Source organism: Paenibacillus sp. SRL342 (assembly GCF_984798905.1).
Genome location: NZ_OZ481790.1, coordinates 2,622,061 through 2,640,700 on the forward strand (window position 1 = coordinate 2,622,061; position 18,640 = coordinate 2,640,700).

At 45.9% G+C, this 18,640-nt stretch carries 20 protein-coding genes; 14 read left to right on the forward strand and 6 right to left on the reverse strand.

Annotation, left to right across the window (positions count from 1 at the left end; translation table 11 throughout):
- The first annotated feature begins 46 nt into the window (after positions 1-46).
- The 4 genes from AC4E8D_RS12090 to AC4E8D_RS12105 all read left to right on the forward strand — a co-directional run bounded on the left by AC4E8D_RS12090 (position 47) and on the right by AC4E8D_RS12105 (position 3,008).
- Positions 47-1,033 carry an ABC transporter ATP-binding protein gene (locus tag AC4E8D_RS12090; RefSeq protein WP_260632963.1) on the forward strand — a complete coding sequence of 329 codons (987 nt, stop codon included), beginning with the start codon at positions 47-49 and terminating at the stop codon, positions 1,031-1,033.
- Entirely contained in the window at positions 1,030-1,740 is a 711-nt protein-coding gene (locus tag AC4E8D_RS12095; RefSeq protein ID WP_221824105.1) for a hypothetical protein, read from the forward strand. Before AC4E8D_RS12090 ends, AC4E8D_RS12095 begins: the two co-directional genes overlap by 4 nt.
- Before the next feature lie 99 nt (positions 1,741-1,839).
- Positions 1,840-2,385 (forward strand): hypothetical protein, encoded by a 546-nt coding sequence (locus tag AC4E8D_RS12100; protein ID WP_053061520.1) that lies wholly within the window; start codon positions 1,840-1,842, stop codon positions 2,383-2,385.
- Complete coding sequence (locus AC4E8D_RS12105; RefSeq protein WP_221824103.1) at positions 2,382-3,008, forward strand: YdcF family protein; 627 nt, start codon at positions 2,382-2,384, stop codon at positions 3,006-3,008. Before AC4E8D_RS12100 ends, AC4E8D_RS12105 begins: the two co-directional genes overlap by 4 nt.
- A gap of 188 nt (positions 3,009-3,196) precedes the next feature.
- Here AC4E8D_RS12105 and AC4E8D_RS12110 read toward each other — a convergent pair whose 3' ends face one another.
- Both AC4E8D_RS12110 and AC4E8D_RS12115 read right to left on the reverse strand, forming a co-directional pair.
- The gene (locus AC4E8D_RS12110; protein WP_221824101.1) at positions 3,197-5,284 is read right to left on the reverse strand and encodes an ABC transporter ATP-binding protein; all 2,088 of its coding nucleotides are present in this window, start codon (positions 5,282-5,284) and stop codon (positions 3,197-3,199) included.
- Between the two features lie 12 nt (positions 5,285-5,296).
- Positions 5,297-7,042: an ABC transporter ATP-binding protein gene (locus AC4E8D_RS12115; protein ID WP_221824099.1), complete on the reverse strand. Its 1,746-nt coding sequence runs from the start codon at positions 7,040-7,042 to the stop codon at positions 5,297-5,299.
- Positions 7,043-7,528: 486 nt separating this feature from the next.
- Between AC4E8D_RS12115 and AC4E8D_RS12120 the strand changes: the two genes are divergently transcribed.
- The gene (locus AC4E8D_RS12120; RefSeq protein ID WP_036609218.1) at positions 7,529-7,825 is read left to right on the forward strand and encodes a HesB/YadR/YfhF family protein; all 297 of its coding nucleotides are present in this window, start codon (positions 7,529-7,531) and stop codon (positions 7,823-7,825) included.
- Between the two features lie 99 nt (positions 7,826-7,924).
- Positions 7,925-8,374: an NUDIX domain-containing protein gene (locus tag AC4E8D_RS12125; protein WP_221824097.1), complete on the forward strand. Its 450-nt coding sequence runs from the start codon at positions 7,925-7,927 to the stop codon at positions 8,372-8,374.
- A gap of 102 nt (positions 8,375-8,476) precedes the next feature.
- Here AC4E8D_RS12125 and AC4E8D_RS12130 read toward each other — a convergent pair whose 3' ends face one another.
- From AC4E8D_RS12130 to AC4E8D_RS12140, 3 genes are all read right to left on the reverse strand, one after another.
- On the reverse strand, positions 8,477-8,989 hold the full coding sequence (locus AC4E8D_RS12130; protein WP_036609214.1) for a hypothetical protein: 513 nt from the start codon (positions 8,987-8,989) through the stop codon (positions 8,477-8,479).
- 192 nt (positions 8,990-9,181) lie between these two features.
- Positions 9,182-9,625, reverse strand: a complete 444-nt coding sequence (locus AC4E8D_RS12135; protein ID WP_036609212.1) for a DUF441 domain-containing protein — start codon at positions 9,623-9,625, stop codon at positions 9,182-9,184.
- 5 nt (positions 9,626-9,630) lie between these two features.
- Positions 9,631-10,629: a YpdA family putative bacillithiol disulfide reductase gene (locus AC4E8D_RS12140; protein ID WP_221824095.1), complete on the reverse strand. Its 999-nt coding sequence runs from the start codon at positions 10,627-10,629 to the stop codon at positions 9,631-9,633.
- Positions 10,630-10,807: 178 nt separating this feature from the next.
- Here AC4E8D_RS12140 and AC4E8D_RS12145 point away from each other — a divergent pair, with 178 nt between their 5' ends.
- The 7 genes from AC4E8D_RS12145 to AC4E8D_RS12175 all read left to right on the forward strand — a co-directional run bounded on the left by AC4E8D_RS12145 (position 10,808) and on the right by AC4E8D_RS12175 (position 17,530).
- Complete coding sequence (locus tag AC4E8D_RS12145) at positions 10,808-11,401, forward strand: DUF2087 domain-containing protein (RefSeq protein WP_221824285.1); 594 nt, start codon at positions 10,808-10,810, stop codon at positions 11,399-11,401.
- A 534-nt stretch (positions 11,402-11,935) separates the two neighbouring features.
- Positions 11,936-12,961 carry a ribosome small subunit-dependent GTPase A gene (rsgA, locus tag AC4E8D_RS12150; RefSeq protein WP_397376293.1) on the forward strand — a complete coding sequence of 342 codons (1,026 nt, stop codon included), beginning with the start codon at positions 11,936-11,938 and terminating at the stop codon, positions 12,959-12,961.
- A gap of 56 nt (positions 12,962-13,017) precedes the next feature.
- Entirely contained in the window at positions 13,018-13,356 is a 339-nt protein-coding gene (locus tag AC4E8D_RS12155) for a L,D-transpeptidase (protein WP_076249779.1), read from the forward strand.
- Positions 13,357-13,448: 92 nt separating this feature from the next.
- Entirely contained in the window at positions 13,449-13,988 is a 540-nt protein-coding gene (locus tag AC4E8D_RS12160; RefSeq protein ID WP_221824093.1) for a GNAT family N-acetyltransferase, read from the forward strand.
- A gap of 170 nt (positions 13,989-14,158) precedes the next feature.
- On the forward strand, positions 14,159-15,634 hold the full coding sequence (locus tag AC4E8D_RS12165) for an aldehyde dehydrogenase family protein (RefSeq protein WP_221824091.1): 1,476 nt from the start codon (positions 14,159-14,161) through the stop codon (positions 15,632-15,634).
- A 245-nt stretch (positions 15,635-15,879) separates the two neighbouring features.
- Positions 15,880-16,032: a hypothetical protein gene (locus AC4E8D_RS12170; RefSeq protein WP_164783094.1), complete on the forward strand. Its 153-nt coding sequence runs from the start codon at positions 15,880-15,882 to the stop codon at positions 16,030-16,032.
- A 164-nt stretch (positions 16,033-16,196) separates the two neighbouring features.
- Positions 16,197-17,530, forward strand: a protein-coding gene (locus tag AC4E8D_RS12175; protein ID WP_339183318.1) for an IS3 family transposase whose coding sequence is annotated in 2 segments (ribosomal slippage) — positions 16,197-16,599 and positions 16,599-17,530 — 1,335 coding nt in all. Because the reading frame shifts where the segments join, the coding sequence is not laid out codon by codon here.
- A gap of 94 nt (positions 17,531-17,624) precedes the next feature.
- On the opposite strand, the gene AC4E8D_RS12180 is transcribed toward AC4E8D_RS12175, so the two are convergent.
- Positions 17,625-17,864, reverse strand: a complete 240-nt coding sequence (locus AC4E8D_RS12180) for a hypothetical protein (RefSeq protein ID WP_074094612.1) — start codon at positions 17,862-17,864, stop codon at positions 17,625-17,627.
- Between the two features lie 422 nt (positions 17,865-18,286).
- Here AC4E8D_RS12180 and AC4E8D_RS12185 point away from each other — a divergent pair, with 422 nt between their 5' ends.
- Entirely contained in the window at positions 18,287-18,607 is a 321-nt protein-coding gene (locus AC4E8D_RS12185; protein ID WP_221825192.1) for a hypothetical protein, read from the forward strand.
- Positions 18,608-18,640 lie beyond the last annotated feature (33 nt).

An 18,640-nucleotide genomic window follows, 5' to 3' on the forward strand; every position in this document is an offset into this window, starting at 1 on the left:
TTTCAAGAAAGCCAATCAAGATGTACCAGACTCATTAGGTCGAGGTATGTTGCTTCAACGAGTGAGCAAGCGATTAGGTAATGCTCAAGTACTTGATGAAATTAACCTGGAAGTGAAGCAGGGAGAATGTGCTGTACTTGTTGGCAGAAACGGTTCTGGCAAAAGTACGTTGCTACGTATGTTGGCAGGTATTTTGTTACCCGATACAGGATCGATACAGCGCACAATGAAGGGTTCTGATGGGTATGCAGTAGATGGCTTGCCACGTTTACCCTTTACTTCTGGAGAGTACTTGTGGGACATGGGACGGATTCGGGGCATTCGCCCCGAAATACTGCGTGAGCGGATTAGAGAACTTAGTGAACTTTTATATCTGGATACCGCGATCGATCAGAAGTTACCCCTATTATCCAAGGGCACATTGCAAAAAGTGAATTTGATTCAGGCCCTGTTACCTGGACCGGGTGGACTTTTGCTGCTGGATGAACCTTTATCAGGCTTGGATATTCCAGCTCAAGAGGGCATTGTATCCTTATTGGGGCAATGGAAGGATGAAGGGACATCCATCGTTACAGCTTGTCATGAACCGTTGCTTATTGAACGTTTGGCAGACCAGGTAATTGTGTTGAAAAAAGGCAGCGTGCTCCGCTACTGGAGTCGTGAAGATATACTTCAAGCTGGCGAACCCGTTGTACGTATTCAAAGTCTGATGGAAGCTGGAGAGGATCTGGCTGACGATCCATCCATTTTACAACAACGGGGAGTCCTGTCTTTAGTCCGTAATACGAGCTTGGAGAAATCCAATGCTTGGTTGTGGGATTGGAAAGTAGTTCAACAATCAACAGATGATGTCCTCAGAATGATTCTGGCATCCGGAGGTTCGGTTGTGTCTGTACAACAGGAAGAAAGTCAATTACATATGGAAAGTCTGCTGGAAGGACAACATCCAGCTGTACATGCGAGTCGTGGAAGTGTCACAGGATCTGTGGACTTTAGCTCTTCCATGGATGATGCGGGGGGAGAAGCCGAATGATCTATCTGACCCGATATTTGTTAAGGCATCACATTCGCTCACAGAAATATTTTGCACCGGTTATCTTTTATATCATCGCCATGCTGCTGATCTATTCCTACAAACCCAACCCTATTGCGGACAGTTACAGTGTCACGGCTATGCTGTTATTTCTGGCAGCTGCTTGGCTCGGAGTAATGGTGATGAATACCGAACCTGCTAAGCAGTATCAATTACTCGTCCTTCATACAGGAAGCAGGCGTAAGGTTGTAATAAGTCAACTCATCTGTGCCTGGATAATGCAATTCATGCTCACCGTAATCACTGTGCTGTATCCCGTGTTCGCGGGAATGTTCGAGAGACAACCTACAGGTGAGGAGTGGATGATGACTTGGTTAGGACATCTGGGATTATCACTGCTGGGATTAGGCATCAGTGTATTTTTTCAAAAATCGTACATTCCCTTGCTTAGTCGCAGTATGCCTGCTCTCATTATTGTATTATTACTATCGTTTATCCAAGGTTCCTTAAGTGAACGTTTGCCTGAATCGTTAGAATGGCTTGGCCGCATTCTTCCACCAGCCTTTTATCTGGTTCGTGAGATGATGTTATTTGATGAATCAAAGATGGACTCTTTTGTCTCGGTTATGCTGTGGACTGTGCTCTATGCATTAGGGTTACTAATCATCCATGTGTGGCTGTCCGGAAGAAGAGATCTGCGGAGTTAGGAGACGCGCTTCCCGATAACTTGAATGTTGCTCTTGGTTTGGTTAGGATAGAGGGACATGGAATGGTTAACATTGTACGGTTGAAGGGGGCGCTCGCATATGCAAAATACAGATATCCAGAATGGTGACATGCTGGACAGCGAACACTCCAGGGAATTGTTTGCCTATTACGGATTGGCAGTGTACTACGGGCAGGCGCTTGAACAGCAGCTGGTCAATCTGATTTTATTAATGAAAATGTCTCAGGGCAAAGCCGTGTCTGAAGAGGATCTGGAAGATCTGTACGAACGAAAGATGAGCAGTTCACTGGGGCAGCTCATTCACGAAGTGCGCCATCATTTTACATTCTCTGAGGAAGAGACTCGCCAGTTGAATGAATTATGGCAACAACGTAACCGTATTGTACATCATTATTTCAAGGAACGAATTCACGAGACATTCAGTCCGGAAGGACGTTCACGCATGATTAAGGAATTGGAGGATTTCAAAGACCGTGCACAGGAGTTGGAGATCCGACTTCAGCAATATACGGGTGCCTGGATCGCAGAGCTTGGTCTGGATGCCGAATCCGCAGCAGCTCTGCAAACGCTGGAGCGGATGCATACCGAGAGTATGCAAGCAAGGGCTTTGGAAGAGGATGAATGACAAGCAAACGGATAACGAAACGCTGGATATTAATGACGGCTCTGGCTATAGTATTAGTTGGAATCCTGTGGACTGTAGTTACGGCAGTACGTATATCAGCCTATACGAATGAGGACTCATCCAGGGTATCGGATGCAGCGATCATTCTGGGCGCAGCCGTGGCGGGGGATGACCCTTCACCTGTATTTCGCGAACGTATTGAACACGCGATTGAATTATACCGTCAGGGTACCGTTCGTAATCTGCTTTTTACAGGCGGGTCAGGTGATGATGGAGAACATACGGAGGCTGAAGTTGGTCAGAAGTATGCCATTGAACATGGAGTAGATCCAGCGGACATTCGTGTAGAGATCAAATCCAGAATCACCGAGGAGAATCTGATCAATTCAATTCCAATAGGAGAACAGGCCGGATATCAAACCTATACGATTGTGAGTGATCCGTTACATATGAAACGGGCCATGAAGCTGGCTACCGGACTGGGTATGGATGCCGTACCATCTCCGACACGAACTACGGCGTATCGAACCTGGCGCAGCAAGTTTCCTTTTCTCGCAAGAGAGACCGTGATGTACATGGGATATACGATCAAAGGATGGATAGACAATCCGCAGCAGCCATGAGGTTGCACGCGGATTTTTTTTTGTCTGGCCGAAATCGAAATAAACAGTATCGGAACCTGAATCCCGATGAAAATACAAAAAACCGATTTACACCGCAAACCCTGAGGTAGCTGTGTAGATCGGTTTTTGTGTTGCCGTCGAGTACATCATTTTGATTGGTTACTTAAAGAGCTTTCTGTTTTACTCTGTTATGCATTGCCTCCGGCAAAGGAGGTTGAGATTGGAATGATCTCGCCCGACGGATTCTCGCTAGTTGCACCCGCTGCTTGCGCACCTTGCTGAAGCTGATACATCTTAAAATAGCGGCCTTTAAGCTCCATCAGTTCATCATGTGCACCTTGCTCAACGATACGCCCGCGATGCAGAACCAGAATCTGATCTGCTGAACGAATGGTGGAGAGACGGTGAGCAATGATGAAGGTGGTACGTCCTTTTTTGAGGACTTCGAGTGCGTTCTGAATCAATGCTTCCGTTTCCGTATCAATATTGGCTGTCGCTTCATCCAAAATGAGGATGGCAGGATCAAACGCCAGTGCACGAGCAAAGGAGATCAATTGACGCTGTCCAGCGGATAATGTGCTTCCTTTTTCGATGACAGGTTCGTCAAAGCCTTGAGGCAAATGAGCCAGTATACGTTCAGCGCCTACATCACGCAGCGCCTGTTCAATTCGTTCACGGGAGATCTTCTCATCGCCGAGACTGACGTTGGAAGCAATGGTGCCTGTGAAGAGATACGGGTCCTGCAATACAATCCCCATATGCTCGCGAATCCACTGTTTAGGCAGATCTTTGACGTTCTGACCGTCAATCGTGATCTTGCCTTTTTGCGGGTCATAGAACCGGAACAGCAGGTTGATAATTGAGCTTTTACCTGAACCGGTGTGACCGACCAGAGCGACGGTCTGACCTTGGGATGCTTTAAACGAGATATTGTTAAGCACATAATCCTTTTTATAGGCAAAGGATACATCGTCGAAGACAACATTCCCCTTGTATCTTGGCATGGAGCCATCCGTTACAGCTTCTCCCTTTTCATCCATCAGCTCAAAGACGCGACCAGCAGATACGAGGGAGGAGTCCAGGTTGGCGAGCTGATTCACCATGCCCGTAATTGGCTGGAACAAGCGCCCCAGAACATCAACGAAGGCATATAGAACACCCAGTGAGATAATACTTGTGCCATCCAGCACACTGGAACCGAAGTACCACAGGACCACCGCAAAGGCGATATTCCGTAATACGTTAACCAGGTTGTGTGAGGTGAAGGCATTCAGGTTCAGCATTTTGTTCTGGTGTTTCATATAGTCATCATTCAGATCTTCGAATTCCTGTTTGGTTTGTTTCTGATGGCGGAATACGCGGATAATGGACATCCCCTGAATGGACTCGTTAATGATTGCATTGATCTCACTCAGTCGTGATCGAATGATCGTGTTGTAACGAGTGGCGAATTTGCGATAGAGCACAATCCATGTAATGAGCATCGGCACAACGAATAATGAGATTAGACCCAGGCGAACATCAAGCAGGAAGAGTGCGACATACACACCTGTAATCGTGATGATTCCTGAGAAAAAGTTCGAAAGAACGGCAACGAACAGATCCTTGACGGCTTCTGTGTCGTTCGTGACCCGAGATACAACTTTACCTGCGGGCAGGTTATCAAAAAAGTGCACCGGCAGTCGCTGAATATGGGCATACACATCGTTACGCAGTCTTTGAATGACCTTGTTGGCCGAGGACTGCAGCCAGAATGTTTTACCAAACTCCATAATGACCGAGATCACGAGGAAGATCATGTAATACACAATTAATTGATAGATGCTGGGCATCTCCGGTTTGTAAAAAGCAAACAGTTCACCAGCGGACAGCGGTGTTGCCGCATATTGGCCTGTCACTTCACCTGCGCGTGTAACCGTGAGGGTTCCATCCGTATATGTGCGGTCCCCGTCAGGTGCGCTTACCGGTTCGTTTACAAAATAAAAACTTCTGCCGGCTTGTAAAACCCGCACTTCCGAACCTTTGTTTTCATCCGGTTCGAACAAACCTTCGCGTTTGTAGTTCTTACCGTTGTATACTGCGGCTTCATCTGAAGCTGTTGTCTCATAGAAAGGCTGCTCAATCGCGAGCAAGTGATTGTCGATCATGGATTTGGCGATGAACGGCCCGGCAAGCTCGGCCGCAACACCAATGGTAAGCATAATTAATGCAGCGATAAATGTTCCTTTGGCTTTCAAGGCGTAATCAAGCAGCCTTTTGCCTGTATTAGACTTCAATGAATTGACCTCCTACGTGGACAGATTGGACTCGACCTGTTGCCGTTCATACTGTTCACGGTACCAGCCGTTCATGGCTAACAGTTCCTGGTGAGTGCCTTCTTCCGTAATTTTCCCGTGCTCCAGTACGATGATTCGGTCAGCATGTTCAATAGCAGACAGGCGATGAGTCGAGATCAGCGTGGTTTTGCCCGAGCGTTTGTTGCGTATATTTTCAATGATTTTGGCTTCAGTACGTGCATCGACAGCAGATAAGGCATCATCCAGGATCAGAATATCAGGATTAGCAATAAAGGCACGCGCCAGCGATACCCGCTGTTTCTGTCCACCGGACAGAGAGATTCCTTTTTCACCAACGAGTGTATCCAGTCCATCGGACAAGGTTCCCAGATCACCGTCAAAAGCGGCGGTACGAATGGCTTCCATGATAACTTCATCACTGGCCCCAGGTTTACCAAATTGAATGTTCTGACGAACTGATTTGGAGAACAAAACTTGTTCCTGTGGTACGTACCCAATCCAGCTGTGCAAGTCATCTTTGGCGATATCCTGAATTGGATGACCCGAGATGCTTAATGTGCCCGAACCGGCAGGGTATTCATGAAGCAGTTGTTTGAGCAAAGTAGACTTACCGCTACCCGTACGACCCACAACACCTAATGTTTGACCCCGTCGCAACGAAAAGCTGATGTGACTGAGATTGTCCACAGTGGAACTTGGGTAACGGAATGTAACATCCTGCATCGCAATTTCTGCTGGATTCGTAACGTGAGCAGGTTGATCAACATCTTGTACGGCAGGTTCTACCGATAAAGTCTCGTTGACCCGATCAAGCGAAGCGCTACCACGTTGCATCAGGTTAATTAATTCGCCGATGGCAAACATGGGCCAGATCATCATCCCCAGGTACATATTGAACGATACGAGATCTCCCAGGGTAATTTCATTATGAAATACAAGATATATGCCGTAGGCAAGTGCAATCACATAACTGAGTCCAACGAAGAGGCGGATGGTAGGTTCAAATAGGGCATCCATTCTGGCAACAGCCAAATTTTTGCGATACACATCTTCGGTCACATCGGCGAACCGTTTCTCGTCCAGACGTTCCTGCACATAGGCACGCACGACGCGAATACCGGCGATGGATTCCAGTACCTGGTCGTTCATATCTCCGAATGCATCCTGTGCCAGGGTGTAACGTTGATGTACAGCTTTACCATAGATCATCATGGCAATGGCGATAAAAGGTAATGGCAGAATTGCCGCCAGGGTCAGTTTCCAACTAACCAGGAACCCCATGGCGAACAATACGGTGGCCAGAAAGGCTGTAGAGTCTGTTAAAGTCAGCATGCCGAAGCCTGCTGTAGTAGCAATGGAACGAAGATCATTGGTGGCCCGAGCCATCAGATCTCCTGTTCGGTTTTTCTCAAAAAAGGGAGGAGTCATCCGTAACAAGTGGTCCATAAAGCGTGAACGAAGCAGCCGCTCAACCAGGTTGGCACCACCAAACAGTTTGTGCATCCAAACGTATGTAACCAGATAGATAATGATGACCGTTCCCAGAATAAGCAAAATATAACGGGTAAGTGAGGTGCCGGTAATGGAACCGCGCACAATCTCGTCGATGGCATTGCCAAGAAGACGGGGAGGCAGCAGTTCAGCAATGCCCACCAGAATAAGCAAAATGACACCGGTTAGGTATCGTTTGCGTTCCAGCCGGAAGAACCAGGCCAGGTTTTTAAGTACAGAGAACAAGTGTTATCCCTTCCTTTCGATGTCCGAGAAATGCAAATTCCGTTCATGTATGCCGAAATGTACCCACAAAAAAAGACATACCGCACGCAGGCGGTATGTCTTCATATAATCATACGGCAGCATGGCTCAGAGAACAGAGCCGTCACCATATATAAGTTCGATTGTGAGTATACATCACAGAGGTTCTAATGAAAGAACGCCTTGTCATGCCGACTTATGAACGGAATAATGATTTCGGGTGTGCTCCGGTATTTAGTTGTGTGCTGAATTGACCAATCATATGTTTGTTAAACACCGTAATCACCCTTTCTTTTTTTGGAAATAAATACAATGTAGACCTCGTATGTTTGCATCTTAACACCAGCTTTTACAATCTGTCAAACATTTTTCACAACTTAATTTGTCTTTATATGCTCTCTCGGGTTTGTATTCAAGTCCCTGTCGAGATATGATGGAACATATATATACAGAAGGAGCTGACACCAAATGAGTACCATACATGTATCCGATCAAGCTGCTCGCTGGTACAAGGAAGAACTGAATTTGAACGAGGGGGACAGCATCCGTTTTTTTGCCCGTTATAGCTCTGGCGGAGGTCTTCATCCTGGATTTTCGTTAGGTATTGCTGTGGAGAAACCAAGACATCCTGCGGATCAAACCGAAGTGTCGGGAATTCAGTTCTTTATGGAAGATCACGATTATTGGTATCTGAAAGGGCACCAACTGCATGTGGATATCGTTGATGAAGGTCAGGATATCGAATACCGTTATACGGAAGTCTAGGGCGATTTTGAGACATACCCTAATCCTTGAAGTATTCTGCTAAGTAATAGATGGATTACAGGTCGCCACCGGCTTCCGAGTAGGAGGAGGGGATAAGCAGTGAATCTGCCAGCACGAGATTTGGCCCAGTATATCGCAAAACGCTCTCATATTGTTGTAAAGGCGGCTGTGCGGGCTGAGAACGAACAAGGTGAATTACTGCTGATTCAGCATGCTGAACACGGTCACTGGCGGTTGCCAGCAGGTGAGATGCGCCCGGGTGAGGCCATTGAAGATGCTGCACATCGGGAGTTATGGGAAGAGACAGGTTGGACTGCTGATACCATGACACTTGAAGGTCTCTATTCGGGGCCTGAACTTCGGTATCTGCATTCAAGCGGAGATGAAGAGTATTATGTCATTGCTCTGTTCCGGACAGTGATCATTCAGGATGACCTTGTAGAGTCGCGTGTAAATAGTGATGCAGGTCTGAAGTTTTTTGCGCTGGAGTCGTTACCACCTCTTAATCAGATTAGCCGAATCCTGTTAGCGCGGGATATTGCAGAATAAAATAAGTGTTGACCGCAAAAAAAAAATGACCTTGGCATGCACGATAAAGTGGATGCCAAGGTCATTTTTTTAAAAAACCAATTCAGGTGCTCAGAGCATGAACTACACTTGATCCAGTGGTTCATCATCCATCGCAAAATCAAAATCATCAATATCAAATACCTGTACAGGCGATTCAGACTCAATTATGCGTGCAATCAGTTCAACCTGATCGGTGAGAATCGGGATACTCAGGCGCTGAGATGTCAGCAGCAGTTCGGTCTCAATGGGATCGAAATACTCCCCGTACTGTGCCGTATCTATTGCATTGATAATGGCAATGGATACTTGGTCACCAAATAAAATGGAGGGGCTTTTGGCCCATGGAACAAGTAACGCACGCTCTATTTTTTTCTTATTCAGCGGTTCCTCGAAATAAGAAATCATTTCATTGATTTTGGATTTCACATGCTGATCATCTGCCGGGTTATCCATCATGGGATCAGGACTGGTCTGGAATTCATATAGCTCAAGGATGGTGGTATAAGGAACAATATATTCAACAGGCGCGGGCGGCGCTAACAATTGACCGTAAATGGCCACCATCACGGCTTCTGTAATAAACTGACGTGACATGGTTCCTGAATCCTCCTGCGCCATTAATAGTTGCAAAGTGAATCTATATTTCATGCAACAGCATAACCTCAATATGCATTATTCTGCTGTAGACTCGTGTACATGATTTGCATGAATAGAAGTATATCACACAACGGTGGGAAATACAGCCAATCTGCATAGCATGTCAGGTCACAACCTTCACAACTTCAATCAGGATTTGCCCAGTAGCAATGATAAAATTCCCGCCGCAATCAATGGACCCACAGGTACACCCTTGAACAGGGCAACCCCAAGTACCGTTCCGATTAACAGCCCTGCAACGACAGTTGGCTGTGTACCCATCAGCGTAGCGCCACGTCCTCCAAGATATGCCACCAATAATCCTACGCCAATGGCGAGCAGTGACTTCCAGTGCAGGAAAGACTCGCCGATCGTCTGCAGACTCATCTTGCCACTGGCAAGAGGTGCCATCACGCCAATGGTCAGAATGATAATGCCCAGTGTAAGTCCGTATTTTTCAAGCCATGGAAAAGCCTGATTCAGGTTCAGGACTCGTAGCAACAACAGAAATACCATCGCTACGGTCACAGGTGTGTTGCTGCTGATAATCCCGAGAGCCGCAAATACGAGCAACAGCAGGGAAGTCATATCCATTGTTTTCATTTCCCTTCAGTCTGTCCACGTTGTTTGCTAACGATATGTTCCGCAATATAACGTCCATGCCAGCGCCCGGATTCAATAAAGACTTCATTGGCATTACGACCCGAAGCGATGACTCCGCCTACATATACACCAGGTACGCTGCTTTCCATCGTTTGTGCATCAAATAGAGGTTTATCCATATCATCAGACATCTCCACACCTACCGAAGTGAGTAGTTGACGATCCGGGCGGAAGCCGGTCATTGCCAGTACGAAGTCATTATCCAGCTCCCGAGTGGAACCATCCGTGTGTATCAGACGAATCGAATCATCCAGTATTTCATTCACGCGTGATTCCAGGTGCAGTGTGATACGACCTTTTGTCACCATGCTCTCGAATAGCGGACGTACCCATGGTTTAATATGCTGGGACAGACCACTGCCGCGATAAACCATATCGATATGTGCTCCGACCCGAACCAGTTCCATGGCTGCATCCACAGCTGAGTTGCTTCCGCCAATAATGGCGACACGTGTACGGGTATAAGGGTGGGCTTCCCGGAAGTAGTGGGTTACTTTATCTTTATCTTCTCCAGGGATGCCCAGATAGTTAGGATGGTCAAAATAACCGGTAGCTACAACGACATTGCGTCCAACGTGTACGATGGCCTCCCCGCGGCGATTGAGCGTATGTACCTCAAACGTACCATCATCCTTGCGTTTAATTTCACGGGCTTCCTCATAGTTATGAACACGCAGACCAAAATGTTCGGCTACCCTGCGATAATAGGCAAGTGCTTCATAACGAAACGGTTTATCATTAGGTGTGCTGAACGGAACGTTTCCGATCTCAAGCAATGGGGCTGTGCTGAAAAACTGCATATGGGTTGGATACAGATAAATAGATTGAACGATATTGTATTTCTCAACGATCACAGCGGACAGTCCCAGCCGCTCACATTCAATGGCAGCAGACAGACCGCATGGGCCTCCGCCGATAATAATGACATCTTCCATGTTCTTAATCCTCCTTATTTCAAGCAATATAATCCTACCGTAAATAACGAGCCAATGCCAGTTCAAGCGTGTAGTTTAATTAGACAAGCTTACTTGAAACCAAAGGAGTTGACGTGCAGAGAAGAAAAGACTAATATCAAATTAGATGTATATCTAAATGAAAGTGAGACGAACGATGATGCAACTGGAGAAAATTGTGGCTTATCATAAAGCGTTGGCTGACCCGACCCGGCTTCGCATGCTGCTGTTGTTGGCACAGGGTGAACTGCACGGACAGGCACTTGCCGAGCGGCTGAATCTGTCACAGCCAACCGTGACACATCATGCATCCAAGCTGAGAGAGGCGGCGCTGATTAAGGAACGACGGGAGAAAAATACAGTGTATTTCACACTCAATCCTTCCTTTATCCGCGAGAATGCACAGGCTTCGGTTGATTTTATCTTTAACCGAGAGGAGGTTACGGATATGAGTGATGTGAACGAAACATTGAAAGCGTCGGTCATGAGAAATTTTTTCTCCAAAGATGGACGACTGCGTCAGATTCCGGCTCAATACAAGAAAAAACTGATTGTACTTGGTCATCTGGTCGAGCAGCTTGAATTTGGTCGGAAGTATACGGAAAAAGAAATCAATACATTTATAAAGCAATACCATGAAGACTTTGCCACGATTCGGCGGGAATTTATCATGCATCAGTTCATGTATCGGGAAGAGGATATCTATGAATTGAATCCGAAGGAAATGTGGACACGCTGGGATCAGGTCAAATAAAGTGGGCTGGTGGTAAAAATAATTTGGGCTTGACAACTGTAAAGCTCAGTGTGTAACATAATGGATAATTCTACAAGGGAGGCGATTGTTTATGACAAACTTAAATGCAGTATACGTTAATTTGAATATGAACAGCGTCTCCGGAACGGATCAAAGCATGTAATTTTGCGTTAGCTGGATAGCAATATCCATTGTAACGTGAAGTATCACATGCTCAGATGAAGCCACGGGTGACGCACCCGTGGCTTTTTTGTTTGCCGATAAAAGGGTGTTCCTGAATGGTTTATATCGGATGCTTAAGTATTCTGTCCGTTAGATCTGCAAGAAGGGATGATCTTGATTCGGCTAACTACTTATTGCCGCGGGTGTATTTCTACTCGTGGTTTTTTTGTTTTGATCTGAACCGGAGATGATTGTTCACTCGGCTTGAACGAAGTAAACAAACTTATTTTGGGAGGAATTTTTATTTTAGATAACCATATTGAGAAGTACGGCTGGTCTGCAAAGTGGCAGGAACTGTGGCAAGAGACAGGGATGGAAGAGCAGGAGAGAAAACCAGCCAGAATTATCGCAGACCATGGACATCTGCAACGTTTGATTACAGAAGAGGGCGAATGCTGGGGAAGGATTTCGGGTCGACTGCGTCATGATAGTCTGGAGACCAGCTTGGTTCCAGCGGTTGGCGATTGGGTGGCGATTACAGGTCAGGCAGGTGAAGAAGCTATTATTCACAATCTGGTGCCACGTCGGAGCAGGGTATCGAGACAGGCGGCAGGTCCAGTGACCAAGGAACAATTAATCGCCGCAAACGTAGATACACTGTTAATCGTGGCTGCACTTAATCATGATTTCAACCTTAGACGACTCGAAAGATACGTGATGATGGCTTGGAATGGTGGCGTGAGGCCAGTCATTGTCTTGAGCAAAAGTGATCTGTGCAACAATGTGGAAGAACAGATCCGAAGTGTAGAAGGAATTGCTCCAGGCGTTGAAGTGCTTGCGATATCTGCAGTGGAGGGTCAAGGGAAATCCTTACTGGAAAGATATTTGCACCCAGGGTTGACTGTTGCGCTCACAGGATCTTCTGGCAGTGGCAAGTCTACGCTGGTGAACTGGATGATGGGTGAGGATCTGCAGCTTACGCAATCCGTCCGCGAGGGAGACAGCCGTGGGAGACATACGACAACACACCGGGAGATGTTTGTACTTCCACAGGGCGCCGTATTAATCGATACTCCAGGAATGCGCGAGCTTAATCTCTGGGATGAGGGCAATGATGGACTGTCGCATGCGTTTGGAGAAATTGAAGAACTTGCCGCCACGTGCAGATTTCTGGATTGCAGTCATACACGGGAAGCTGGATGTGCAGTGAAAGAGGCCATACAGGACGGTTCATTGGATGAAAAAAGGCTGAATAATTATCTGAAAATGCAGAAGGAATTGCAATATCAGCAGCGCAAGGAAGAAGTGGCATCCAGAAGGCGTACCGCCTCCAGCAAACCGGCCAATAGTCGCAAACCCAAGCACTCCCGTAGTGTGAAAGAGTGGGAGGAAGCATGAAATCAGGCGGGCATCATCCAGTATCTTGCATAAGATAGGTCAGGAGGGATGTCATTATGCCAGATTACAGGATTATTGTAGATCTGTCTGACCACATGTTATATCTTCTGGATGGCAATCAGGTGATTAAAGGTTATCCCGTAGCCACCGGCAAGATGCTCACGCAGACTCCAAACGGGGAGTTCACTATTATTAACAAACAATCTAATCCAGGTGGGCCATTTGGCGTGTTCTGGATGGGACTGTCTGCTCCCCATTATGGGATACACGGAACCAATGAGCCTTGGTCTATTGGCAAATCCGTCTCCCATGGTTGTATACGCATGTACAACTCGGATGTATTGGATCTGTCTTCCAAGGTATCTGTAGGCACGAGAGTAACGATCCGGCCGTAGGGCCGGATTTTACTTTATAAGAGTTAGTTCAGTGGATGAGTTTGGAATTATAGAAAGATGAATATATAATATGGTAAATTTGAGTGATAGCTATGCTGATCAGGCGGGCGCGTGAAGGGGATGCGCAAGGAATAGCCCATGTACATACAGAGAGTTGGAAAACAACGTATCGGGGAATTGTGCCTGACGATTTTTTGGATCATTTGACTATAGAATCAAGATTGTCCCAGTGGGAGAAGACCATTCGTTCTGGCGAAAAGGATCAGATCTTGGTAGTAGCTGAACAGCATGATGGGAACATTGTCGGATTTGCCTGTGGGGGTAGGGAGCGTGAAGGCAAATTAGCTTATGATGGAGAGTTGTACGCCATATATTTGCTGAAGGAAGTACAACAAACGGGGATAGGTCAGCAACTGGCGACACATGTCGTTCATCATCTGCAGACCCACAATATGAAACGTATGATCATATGGGCTTTGGAGCGTAATCCAGCTTGTCGCTTCTATGAAAAGATGGGAGGTACTCCAGTCCAAACACAGTCCATCCGCATTGGTGGTCAAGATCTGATCGAAGTTGGCTACGGATGGGAAGACTTGAGCCTCTTTGGAGAGAAGAACCTGCCCGACTGTTGAAAGACGTCCAGATGGCGACAGAATAGTGTGAAATGTATTGTTTCCCTTAAGCTTAAAGAATGGAATAGCTAATTCAGGTCTGCACGTTTGCGTAATTCTGAACAAGGTTAATGATGTATTACACCGTTGTGCAGGTGCGACATTTTATCTTGATCAGGAGGCGTATTCACATGACTTTAATGGACACTGAACATACAACATGGACGAAACAATATATTAATGGCCAATGGGTAGATGGCTCCGGTGAGAAAACAATGGAGAATATCAATCCTTATACGGGAGAAGTTATTGCCACATGGCGCTCTTCCAATAAAAAAGACATAGATAAGGCTTATGAGTCAGCTCAGAAAAATTCGGTTGAATGGGCGAAGTCATTACCTGCTGCGAAAGAAGAGGTGTTGCGTAAAGTTTCATCCCTGATGACAGAGCGAAAAGAGGAGATCATTCAACTGTTGATCACGGAATCCGGGAGTACCCGAATCAAATCGGAGGCGGAATTTGCAGCGGCTAAACGCATTGTGGACGAAGCAGCATCTTTTCCTTATCGCATGAAGGGTGAGATCATCCCGTCCAATACCCCTGGCAAAGAGAACCGTGTGGTTCGTGAGCCGAAGGGAGTAATTGGTGTTATCGGGCCATGGAACTTCCCTTTGCATCTATGCCTGAGATCTGTAGCTCCAGCGATTGCTCTTGGTAATGGTGTGGTGATTAAACCGGCATCAGACACTCCGATTACGGCAGGTTGGCTCATTGCCGATTTGTTTGAACAGGCTGGTCTGCCTGAGGGCGTGCTGAATGTCGTTGCCGGAAGTGGCAGCGAGATCGGGGATTACTTTGTCGCTCATCCGGTTCCCAAAGTAATTTCATTTACGGGTTCCACAGAAGTTGGACAAGGGATCGGTAAACTGGCGGGTGAACATTTAAAAGAAACAGCACTGGAACTAGGCGGCAACAACGCCATGGTTGTGCTGGAAGATGCGGATATTGAACGTGCTGCCGAAGCGGCGGTCTTTGGCAAGTTTCTGCATCAGGGACAGATCTGCATGGCTCTGAATCGTATCATTGTGCATGCCGATATTTACGACCAATTCGTCGAATCATTTGTTGCCAAAACGAAGAATGTCCAGGCAGGTGATCCAACGGATGCCAACACACTTGTGGGTCCTCTCATTCGGGAAAAAGAGGTAGAACGACTGCTGGAGCTTGTGAACAAAACCAAGGCCGAGGGCGCACGGTTAATGCTCGGGGGGACCAGTAAAGGCAGTGTGCTGTCTCCTACTGTACTTGCCGATGTTAAACCTGAACAGGATATCGTGCAGCAGGAATTGTTTGGCCCAGTAGCAGTGATCATGAAGGCTCATGATGAGCAGGAAGCTGTACGTTTGGCGAATGATACGCCTTATGGACTTAGTGGTTCCGTATTTACCAGAGATCTGAATCGAGGATATCAGGTTGCCCAGCGCATTGAATCTGGTATGGTGCATGTAAATGATCAGTCTGTGAACGATGAAGCGCATGTGATGTTTGGCGGTGAAAAAGCTTCAGGGATTGGACGTTTCGGTGGGGATTGGGCGATTGAGAAGTTTACACGTACTCGTTGGATCAGCATTCAGCACCAATATCGGGAATATCCGGGAGTGAAATAAGTCGAAAAAGGGTGAACTAGCAGGGGCATTTATGAATGATTAGAGTGGGTTACAAAAAGATCGACAATTCATGCGAAAGTCCGTCTCCAGCTTGGTGAGACGGGCTTTTTGCACAATTTTACACCTCGGCAAAATATGGCTTAACATAAGAGTGGAAAAGCTGTTTGGGGCTGACGCTATCTGGTTATTTATGGATACACGGAGGAATCGATCCGTAAATCCAATGGCAAAGGGGCTTTAAATTCATGTCCATTGACCGCTTTATTCTGAGGAAACTGAATACCTGTCAGGAAGAACATACACGTGCCAATTTGGTTCGGCTGTTTGTCATTCGTATTCGTAAAGCCGAGATTGCGGAAGAACATGATGCCGCCTATGTCCTGAGCAAACTGCACTGAGTGATGGCTGATAATAATTGCGATCCGCTGTTAACGTGTATACAACTCAAAAAAGGAAGCTTGTCTATATAAACTGTACCCTATAGAGTAGATACTTTAAAAAAGTCTCTCTATGGGGTATTTTTGTTATATACCATGTACGAGACAAGGACGGAGAACGATTAATGAGTAAGAAAACATTTACAACAAGCGAACTAGAGCAACTTGCTACAAATCCCTATGTGAAGTCTGTTTCGACCAAGGGAATCACTTATACGGACGAGTTCAAACAACTCTTTATTACATTAAATCAGCAAGAAAGGCTGCCTAGAGAGATCTTTGAGACTTGTGGATTTGACGTTCAGATCATTGGAATGACTCGGGTCAAAGCCGCAGCCGACCGATGGAGAGCCAGTTACAACGAGCAAGGGGCTATAGGCTTACAAGATACACGAGGCAAACATTCAGGAGAGTCTCTAAAACGAGAGTTAACCTTGGCAGAAAAGAACGCGAAACTCGAAGCGCAGATTCACCTGCTCCAAGCAGAGAATGAACTCTTAAAAAAGATTCGCCTGGCCGAACGGGGGTGGAACCACGAGTAAAACTAACGCCTAGCCTTCGATACAGGTTAATCCGAACCGTGATTGAGAAATACCATCTTCAGCGAATGGTAAGTGTTCTGTGTGAGACTGCTGGGGTCTCCAAAAGCGGATATTACCGATACTGGAGCACTTCAGCCATTCACAGACGCACGAAGAAGGAACAGGTTGATGAGGAAATAGGTGTGTACATTCGTCAAGCCTTCCAGTTTAAGAAACGTAACAAGGGCGCTCGTTCCATTAAGATGACGCTGCAAGGACAATTTCAGATCATTTGGAATCTCAAGCGCATCCGAAGAATCATGAAAAAATACGATATTGTATGCCCTCATCGACGAGCTAATCCCTACAAACGAATGATGAAGGCAACCCATGAACATCGAACCATGCCTAACCTGTTACAACGCAACTTCAAACAAGGCATCCCGGGCAAAGTACTTCTAACAGATATTACATACTTAAGTTACGGCCAAGGGAAACGCGCCTATCTGTCCACCATTAAGGATAGTTCCACCAATGAAATTTTGGCTTATCATGTGTCGGAGCGAATGACGATGGATCTGGCGACAAACACGTTGCTTCACTTACAGAAAAATCGCAAATTCAAGAAGAGTCGTAATGCCTTCATTCATTCCGATCAAGGTACGCATTACACTCATCCGGATTTTCAGAAGAAAGTGAAACGGATGGGGCTTGGACAATCCATGTCAAGACGAGGAAATTGTTGGGATAACGCACCGCAGGAGTCGTTTTTTGGTCATTTTAAGGATGAAACTTCCTTAAAGAGCTATGCCACGTTAGACGAAGTCAAACGTGAAGTTAAAGCCTATATGACCTACTATAATCACTATAGATACCAGTGGAACCTAAAAAGGATGACCCCTGTACAATACAGAGATCATCTTCTTGAAGCCATATAGTTTTTTTTAGAAATGTCCTTTACATAGGGTACAGTTTAATAACGACAGCTTCCTTTTTCATGTCTTGTACTGACTGTGTCTTGTTTGACTCCTTTTAATATAAGGATAAAGCAAGGGAGTCGTTTTCACTTCGACTGTGGAGAATGGCTTCTCCATTAACAATCTCAATACTAATTAAAGAATGCAGACATTTTTGAATGGCGCGTTTACCGTTGCTAATTTTATGCTCAAGAGCACTGCTAAGCAATCTTAATGTCTTCTGCATAGGTTGTTTGTTTTCTTGATTAAAATATACAGGGATTGATTTGTTTTGAAAGGTTATTAGGGTTCTCACTTGAAATCACCTCACGGTTGTTATTTCATACAGCTAATATTAAATTCCAATGCTTAAAATTACCTTAAAATCAGCTTATGAAAACATAAAGGTGGGTAATGTTTGAAAAGTGTTCACAATTCAATTGTGAGCGAAGGAATAAAAGTCCTGAAATACGTAACTTAATTACCATTTAAATGGAACAAAAAACGATAATTTTCGTATCCTCGCAATATTTAATTGCATAACTGCCACGAAAGTTCTGAGTCGAACGTACGATATTTTAATATATACGTGGGTCATATGTAACAAAATTACAGGTGGTACATTGCAAACAGGGTGTTTATGTAAGAAAATAGGGTTGATATAACGATTCATTCTCTTTTTTTTGATTTAATCTGACATTAGGACAATTTACATATGAGACCATGGGAGGGATTCGGATGATTCTAACCGTGTATTCCGGCCGCGAGGAAGGAGAATGGTTCGACATCGATGTTCCGGACGAATGTACCATCGAACATTTGAAGACATTACTCGGCGTTCGCATTTTTGGACAGGCACCGGGCGACGGCATTCAGTACATCCTTGAAGCCAAGTTTCCGGAAGGTCTGTGGTTCTCTCCACAGAACGCGCAGCAGTTAATGGAAACCGGGTTGCGGCAAGGCAGTTGCGTACGTGTCCAGCGGGCATTTTCAACGACTTCAGAAGAAGCGCCTGTATATGGAAGACGTTCATTGTTTCAGCAGGACAGCAACAAATAGGGCTTTTGAACGTATACATTCATTATTGAACTA

What these genes read in the sequence shown, in the direction of transcription:
- AC4E8D_RS12090 (WP_260632963.1), top strand. Translation starts at nt 47, where the DNA reads ATGTTGCTTCAACGAGTGAGCAAGCGATTAGGTAATGCTCAAGTACTT.
- AC4E8D_RS12095 (WP_221824105.1), top strand. Translation starts at nt 1,030, where the DNA reads ATGATCTATCTGACCCGATATTTGTTAAGGCATCACATTCGCTCACAG.
- AC4E8D_RS12100 (WP_053061520.1), top strand. Translation starts at nt 1,840, where the DNA reads ATGCAAAATACAGATATCCAGAATGGTGACATGCTGGACAGCGAACAC.
- AC4E8D_RS12105 (WP_221824103.1), top strand. Translation starts at nt 2,382, where the DNA reads ATGACAAGCAAACGGATAACGAAACGCTGGATATTAATGACGGCTCTG.
- AC4E8D_RS12120 (WP_036609218.1), top strand. Translation starts at nt 7,529, where the DNA reads ATGAGTACCATACATGTATCCGATCAAGCTGCTCGCTGGTACAAGGAA.
- AC4E8D_RS12130 (WP_036609214.1), bottom strand. Translation starts at nt 8,989, where the DNA reads ATGTCACGTCAGTTTATTACAGAAGCCGTGATGGTGGCCATTTACGGT.
- AC4E8D_RS12135 (WP_036609212.1), bottom strand. Translation starts at nt 9,625, where the DNA reads ATGGATATGACTTCCCTGCTGTTGCTCGTATTTGCGGCTCTCGGGATT.
- AC4E8D_RS12140 (WP_221824095.1), bottom strand. Translation starts at nt 10,629, where the DNA reads ATGGAAGATGTCATTATTATCGGCGGAGGCCCATGCGGTCTGTCTGCT.
- AC4E8D_RS12145 (WP_221824285.1), top strand. Translation starts at nt 10,808, where the DNA reads ATGCAACTGGAGAAAATTGTGGCTTATCATAAAGCGTTGGCTGACCCG.
- rsgA (WP_397376293.1), top strand. Translation starts at nt 11,936, where the DNA reads ATGGAAGAGCAGGAGAGAAAACCAGCCAGAATTATCGCAGACCATGGA.
- AC4E8D_RS12155 (WP_076249779.1), top strand. Translation starts at nt 13,018, where the DNA reads ATGCCAGATTACAGGATTATTGTAGATCTGTCTGACCACATGTTATAT.
- AC4E8D_RS12160 (WP_221824093.1), top strand. Translation starts at nt 13,449, where the DNA reads ATGCTGATCAGGCGGGCGCGTGAAGGGGATGCGCAAGGAATAGCCCAT.
- AC4E8D_RS12165 (WP_221824091.1), top strand. Translation starts at nt 14,159, where the DNA reads ATGACTTTAATGGACACTGAACATACAACATGGACGAAACAATATATT.
- AC4E8D_RS12170 (WP_164783094.1), top strand. Translation starts at nt 15,880, where the DNA reads ATGTCCATTGACCGCTTTATTCTGAGGAAACTGAATACCTGTCAGGAA.
- AC4E8D_RS12185 (WP_221825192.1), top strand. Translation starts at nt 18,287, where the DNA reads ATGATTCTAACCGTGTATTCCGGCCGCGAGGAAGGAGAATGGTTCGAC.